Source organism: Bacillus sp. JST-5, from assembly GCF_057747715.1.
Map to the genome: position 1 here is coordinate 1 of NZ_JBYLHW010000097.1, position 6,454 is coordinate 6,454.

Here is a 6,454-nt window from a genome sequence, read left to right on the forward strand (position 1 = left end):
GGATTGTGGCATTAGCCCACAACTTCCTGAAAGTAGCCGGCATCCGCCAGCTACTTTCAGATAAAAATCGAAAAAATATAAAAGCAAGTGGAGAGAAACGAATTGTTTTTCTCCACTTGCTTCATTTTAGGGACTTATCGGACAGCCCCATTTTTTTTGTTATTAAAAACATATTAACATTCCTTCATTCTCTTATGATTTTAGAAATTTCATGATAAAATTAATTTTTGAATAATAGCTTTTGGAGGTTTTGTATGATTTATTCATCGATTTTAGATTTAGTCGGTAAAACACCAATTGTTCGATTAAATAAAATTCCTGATCAACATGGTGCGAACGTTTACATAAAACTAGAATCATTTAATCCGGGTGGAAGTGTGAAAGATCGTGCAGCATTAAATATGATTGAACGCGCAGAGAAGGAAGGAAAAATTACACCGGGAGTCACAACGATTATCGAGCCAACTTCTGGAAACACCGGTATTGGTTTAGCATTAGTATGTGCTGCGAAAGGTTATCCATGTATCATTACAATGCCTGATAATGCGACCATTGAAAGGGTGAAAATATTAAAAGCGTATGGAGCAAAAGTTATTTTAACCCCGTCTTCTTTAAGAATGCAAGGAGCTATAGATGAAGCTAACCGTCTAGCTGAAACGATACCTGATTCTTTTATACCTATGCAATTTGAAAATCGTGCCAACCCTGATGCTCATAGAAATTCAACAGCAGTAGAAATTATAGAAGATTTTGGTGATTCGTTACATGCGTTCGTGTTAACAGCAGGTACTGGAGGGACAGTAACTGGAACAGGAGAAGAACTGAAAAAACATTACCCAAACTTAAAAATATTTGTTGTGGAGCCATTTGGTTCGCCAGTTTTATCAGGTGGACAACCGGGTCCTCATAAAATTCCAGGCACTGGCCCGGGATTTATACCAAAAATTTTGAATAAATCCATCTATGATGAAATTTTATTAATAAAAGATGAAGACGCCCAGTCTATGGCCAGAGAACTTGCTTCAAAAGAAGGGATTTTTGTAGGTGCTTCTGCCGCAGCTGCATGTTATCATGCAGTCAAGTTAGCTAAAACAATGGATGCTAATGAAAATGTTTTATGCATGGCACCTGATACTGGTGAACGATATCTATCCTCCGATTTATTTGCTGATTAAAATAATAAACTTTTTCATTGACTTTCTAATTGTTTTCCTTTATGATTAAATAAGTGTTACTGAAGTTGTATATAATTTTCTAGGATAGATATAGTCGTAACTGCATTACGTAGTCGATGGTACCATCCTACGATGCAGTTACGACTTTTTTATTATATCATTACGTAACACGAGGAAAGAATTTTAGGAGGCAAATTAAATGAACACAGGTAAAGTAAAATGGTTTAATGCAGAAAAAGGTTTTGGATTTATCGAAGTTGAAGGTGGAGACGATGTATTTGTTCATTTCTCTGCAATTCAAGGAGAAGGTTTTAAAACTTTGGAAGAAGGTCAATCTGTTTCTTTTGAAATCGTTGAAGGAAACCGTGGACCACAAGCAGCTAACGTAGTTAAATTATAATAAAACTTTCATTTAGAGGTGATTCAATGAGTGAGTCACCTCTTTTTATATAATGAACGTAAGAAATTGATATTAATGATCAAAAAAACAATAAATGTAAGTTTAGAAAGTCCATTTTTAAACATACTAATAATGAATGGTTATCTGCCATCATTTATTTCAAAAGATTTAGGAGGATTTTAATGGCAACAGGTAAAGTAAAATGGTTTAATGCAGAAAAAGGTTTTGGGTTTATTGAACGCGAGGATGGTGATGATGTTTTCGTTCACTATTCAGCCATACAAAGCGAAGGATATAAAACGCTTGAAGAAGGTCAGCAAGTAAGTTTTGATATCGAAGAAGGTGCAAGAGGACCACAAGCAGTCAATGTACAAAAATTATAAATAAAAGAGTCCCATACACTTGGGACTCTTTTACAGTATAGAAAGGTGATCAATCATGGCTTTCGGAAAAAAATTAAAAGAAGAAATCATAACAGCAGAAACAAAAATTTGGGAATGTTCTTCTCCAACATGTAAAGGATGGATTCGAGATAATTTTAAAAGTAACCCACATCCTAATTGTCCGTTCTGTCAAAGTAATATGATACCAACAACAAAAACACTCCAAGTCGTTGAAAATTATAGTAAATGGGAATAATAAACTCTTTGAAAAATACATAATAATACCATTATATTCATACCATCCGTTGACGTTTAAAAAAAGAGTAGATAAAATAAATAAGAAATATGAATATATGTACATATAAAATAAGAGGATGGTAACTAATGGAAAGAACGAATCAAAATCCTTATGAGGAGCTCGACGAAGAAACCCTATTTCAAGTATCCCAAATTTTTAAAGCGTTATCTGAACCTACTCGAATTCGGATTTTACACCTATTGTCACAAGGAGAACATTCCGTCAACGAAATTGCAGAAAAACTTTCACTTTTGCAAACAACAGTTTCCCATCAACTTAGATTTTTAAAAAACTTAAGACTCATCAAGTATAGAAGAGTTGGAACCAGTTTGTATTATTCTTACGACGACGATCATGTGATTAAAATTCTTGAACAAACAATTAGCCACGCTCGACATCAATAAAATATTAAAATGTGATAACCCATTAGATTGGGTTATTTTTTATTCGTTTAAGCAACAAGATGTTTCTTTGTCCAATGTTTATATAATTTAAAGGTAGTGATTAAAATGGTCAAATAAATGAAAATGAAAATACATACATTTTCTATCGATGAAAATAAATGAACACTACTGAAGGTAATAAGGAGCAAATATGGTAATTTTCCCAGTGCAGTCGCTAACAAATAAGTCATAAGTGAAATTGGAATCAAGCCTGAATATAGGTGTATAACAATTGGTGGAAACATCGGGAATAATCTTCCAATGAATATTCCAAGAAACGCATTTTTTAGAATGAGATGGTGAAACGTATGAAGGAAATGAAATTGATTTAAATAATTTTCCAATTTGTTTGACAACATGTATTTTGAAAAAAAGTAATAGATAAGAGCAGCCACTATTCCTCCGATCCAACTAATCACTATGCCAACGAAAACCCCAAATTTTAATCCCATGATACATACAAATAGTGTATAAGGTATGACTGGGATGGTTGAAACAAGGATGGATAAACCTATCATTAATGGAAGATCATAATGGTTATTATTTTGCAACCAAACTAGAAGTTCTTCACGATAAAAAAACAGGGTAACAAAAATGATTATATATCCGAATAGAATCATCCATTTCATCATACTTCCCTCAAGTTCACTTTTGTCATCCAATTCATTGTCTTCATTATTTACATTATCTATCAAACATAATAAAATCATTCGTTAATTATAAAAGAGAGTGTATACGATTTTTATAAAATAAAAACCGTACTAAGATATAAATCCACATAAGTTTTATCGTGTTAAAGGGAATAGTATTTTTTAAAAATATCAGGTAATGGCTGTTCACTAATTTTTTTACAAAATCCTTTTGTCACTATTTTGTAAAAGAATAATAAGGAATTTTGATTTACGATAGGGTTAGATAGAGTGAAAGGAATTAGTAAAAATGAAAAAGAGTTGGATCGGTAGTGCTCTATTTTTTTTCGTATTAACAGCATTTTCTGGCTTTCTCATGAGGTCACATGTGCTATTTCCTAGCGGCATAACATATGAATATGTGTTGCATGCTCATTCTCATATTGCAATACTCGGATGGTGTTTTAATTTATTAGTGCTGATTTTTATCTTCCAATTGATACCATCTGCTTTGAAAAGAAAAAGATTCCGTTTACTATTTTGGATTTATCAAGCAACAATGCTATTCATGTTTATAGCTTTTTTCCTTCAAGGGTATGGACTGTATTCCATTTTCTTTTCAACGATTCAAATTCTTTTGTCCTATTTTTATAGCGTCATCATATGGAAGGCAGTTAATCGCTTCGGTCTTCAGTCGTCAATAGCCCCCATTCCTTTCTATATGATTAAGCTCAGTATTATTTGTTTAATTTTATCTTCTTTAGGTCCATGGACGTTAGCTGTACTAAGTGCAAATGGGTTACAAGAAAGTCCGTTTTATGAAGCGAGTATTTATTTTTATTTACATTTTCAATATAACGGTTGGTTAACCATTGGACTGCTCGCAGCAGTTATCATCTTAATGGACTCTTTACGAATATATGTTGAAGAGAAACTTGTACGAATGGTTTATTATTTATTGCTTCTATCAATTTTACCTTCTTATTGTATTTCAATTATTTGGATGGATGATTTCATTTGGTTAAATATTATTGGATTTATCGGTTCATTTTTACATTGGCTGGCAGTCATAATTTTTTGTTTATTAATTTTTAAAAATAATCAATTAAAAAATGTATTCAATCGTTGGTCATATATCTTTTTTGTATTATCTTTTCTTCTTCTAATTGTTAAAGCTACGATTGAAATAGGCCCTAGCATTCCGTATTTTTCAAATATTGTCTATGAAAATCGAAGTTTGGTCATTGGTTATATACATTTGTCATTATTAGGATTTATTAGTTTTTTAATGATTTCATTTATCATTCAATATGGTTGGATTCAATTGAATCGATCCGTCAAATTTGGATTAATAGTATTTATTATAGGGTTTTCGTTAAATGAACTCATGTTATTTAGTCAAGGTTTATTCGATTGGATTGGGAACATTTTATTTATGTATACAAATCAAATTCTATGGATGGCAGCACTGTTGTTATTCATTGGAATAATGTTTATATTTGTTGGTGCGATTAAAAAAGGACGCAAAACATTTTAATGTTAATGCGTCCATTTTAAAGCCTCTATATTTTTAATTATATAACCAGACTTTATCTGTTCCAAAATACCTTCTTTTTTAAGTTGATTAATAACTCGATTTACTGTCTCTCTTGTTGTTCCAATATGATTGGCAAATTCCTGATTGGTCATAGGTAAGGGGATATATATAACTTCGTCCTCTTTTTTTCCATAATCATTGGCTAGTTTAATGAAAAATCCAACGATCCTCTCATGCGTGTCCTTCCCTGTAATAGACTGTAGTTTTTCTTGCAACTCTTTTAATTTTTCACTTATTGATCGGATGACTTTAACAGCAATTGTTGGTGATTTTATCATTAGAGCTTCAAATGATTCAGTAGGGACAGCAATAAGCAATGTATCAATAACAGCTTCTGTTGTCGCTGGATAATAATCGTGTATAAAAAAACCGGTATGAGGAAACATTTCTCCTTCTTTTAATAATGAAATTATATGTTCATTTCCATTTTCATCCGTTTTAAAAGCCTTCACAATTCCCTTTTTTATAAAATAAACGGCTTCTTTTTTACTGCCTTCCAAAAATATCCGTTCTTTTTTCTTGAACTTTTTTGTAACAATCATTTGTTCAATTTCTTCCAATTCCTTTTCCGATAAATGACTAAAGAAGGGGAAAGTTTGCAATAATTCAATGTTCGTTTTCATGAAACGATCCCACTTTCCATTTTTATTTTATAGGTAGAAGTATACCATAAAATATTTTGACTTTATGATCAGAAAAAAAATCGTAACTCTTCTGAATATGAAGATTCTGTATGATTGAAGATATCCTTATGTAAAAAATGGAATTAGTGCAAATAATCGCAATTATTCATATTGACGAAAATACTCTAGTGGGATTATATAATAAGAAGTTAAAATATCTTACGAGGGAGTGGGGGTATGAATAGAAAGTGGTCACCGGGGATAAATCATATTGAATTTTGGGTAAAAAATTTGGAAGAATCAATTTCGTTTTACGATTCATTATTTGAAATAATCGGTTGGTATAAACTAAATCGAGTATCCTATTCAACAGGAACTATGGAAATTTATTTTAAAGAAGTAAACGAAACGATAAAAAACACGGTCGGTCCTAGACATATTTGTTTCCAAGCAACATCAAAAGAGAAAGTTGATCAAGTAGGGGAATTTCTACGACAGGTGAAAGCGCGAATTATACGAGGGCCTGTATTTATAAATGAATATTCAGAAGGATATTATACGATAGATTTTTATGACCCAAACGGTTATATTTTAGAAGTTGCCTATACACCAAATATGAAATTATAAAAAGAAATCCCGTCTAAAATTATGGACGGGATTTCATCTATGTGCGCCCGGCATGTACATGAACTATAGGGTGTAAGTCCCGAACCCCGAAGACAGAAGTAGAGGTTAGCCAAGAGCAAGGGTGTCCGTGGTGACGCGGAATCTGAAGGAAGCTGGAGGCAAAACACCGGTCCGAGGAACACGAACCTCATATAAGGCTAGGTATGATTGAGTGAGTTTGCATAACAAAACAAAGCTCTTTCTGTCGAAGGTCATATCGAGTAAATGAGGCGGATAGAT

10 protein-coding genes are annotated in these 6,454 nt (G+C 32.4%); 8 read left to right on the forward strand and 2 right to left on the reverse strand.

Translation table 11 applies throughout. The features are described 5' to 3' along the window. From AC3ASS_RS13280 to AC3ASS_RS13305, 6 genes are all read left to right on the forward strand, one after another. The coding region (locus AC3ASS_RS13280) for a hypothetical protein (protein WP_488284003.1) at positions 1 to 215 on the forward strand (215 nt) is incomplete at its 5' end. Positions 216 to 254: 39 nt separating this feature from the next. Continuing rightward, positions 255 to 1,175, forward strand: a complete 921-nt coding sequence (cysK, locus tag AC3ASS_RS13285) for a cysteine synthase A (protein WP_488284004.1) — start codon at positions 255 to 257, stop codon at positions 1,173 to 1,175. 199 nt (positions 1,176 to 1,374) lie between these two features. After that, positions 1,375 to 1,575, forward strand: coding sequence for a cold-shock protein CspD (gene cspD / locus AC3ASS_RS13290; protein ID WP_488284005.1), 201 nt, complete (start codon positions 1,375 to 1,377; stop codon positions 1,573 to 1,575). A 182-nt stretch (positions 1,576 to 1,757) separates the two neighbouring features. Then, on the forward strand, positions 1,758 to 1,958 hold the full coding sequence (locus AC3ASS_RS13295) for a cold-shock protein (RefSeq protein WP_488284006.1): 201 nt from the start codon (positions 1,758 to 1,760) through the stop codon (positions 1,956 to 1,958). 55 nt (positions 1,959 to 2,013) lie between these two features. After that, positions 2,014 to 2,214 carry a cold-inducible protein YdjO-related protein gene (locus AC3ASS_RS13300; protein ID WP_488284007.1) on the forward strand — a complete coding sequence of 67 codons (201 nt, stop codon included), beginning with the start codon at positions 2,014 to 2,016 and terminating at the stop codon, positions 2,212 to 2,214. 128 nt (positions 2,215 to 2,342) lie between these two features. Continuing rightward, positions 2,343 to 2,660: an ArsR/SmtB family transcription factor gene (locus tag AC3ASS_RS13305; protein ID WP_488284008.1), complete on the forward strand. Its 318-nt coding sequence runs from the start codon at positions 2,343 to 2,345 to the stop codon at positions 2,658 to 2,660. Between the two features lie 47 nt (positions 2,661 to 2,707). Here AC3ASS_RS13305 and AC3ASS_RS13310 read toward each other — a convergent pair whose 3' ends face one another. Then, positions 2,708 to 3,328: a TVP38/TMEM64 family protein gene (locus tag AC3ASS_RS13310; protein WP_488284009.1), complete on the reverse strand. Its 621-nt coding sequence runs from the start codon at positions 3,326 to 3,328 to the stop codon at positions 2,708 to 2,710. Positions 3,329 to 3,638: 310 nt separating this feature from the next. On the opposite strand from AC3ASS_RS13310, the gene AC3ASS_RS13315 reads away from it, so the two are divergent. Further along, positions 3,639 to 4,865 carry a hypothetical protein gene (locus tag AC3ASS_RS13315; protein WP_488284010.1) on the forward strand — a complete coding sequence of 409 codons (1,227 nt, stop codon included), beginning with the start codon at positions 3,639 to 3,641 and terminating at the stop codon, positions 4,863 to 4,865. A gap of 2 nt (positions 4,866 to 4,867) precedes the next feature. Here the strand turns inward: AC3ASS_RS13315 and AC3ASS_RS13320 are convergent, their stop codons facing one another. Beyond that, positions 4,868 to 5,548 carry a Crp/Fnr family transcriptional regulator gene (locus AC3ASS_RS13320; RefSeq protein WP_488284011.1) on the reverse strand — a complete coding sequence of 227 codons (681 nt, stop codon included), beginning with the start codon at positions 5,546 to 5,548 and terminating at the stop codon, positions 4,868 to 4,870. Between the two features lie 237 nt (positions 5,549 to 5,785). On the opposite strand from AC3ASS_RS13320, the gene AC3ASS_RS13325 reads away from it, so the two are divergent. After that, a complete protein-coding gene (locus tag AC3ASS_RS13325) occupies positions 5,786 to 6,175 on the forward strand; it encodes a VOC family protein (protein ID WP_488284012.1) in 390 nt (129 codons plus the stop codon). Positions 6,176 to 6,454 lie beyond the last annotated feature (279 nt).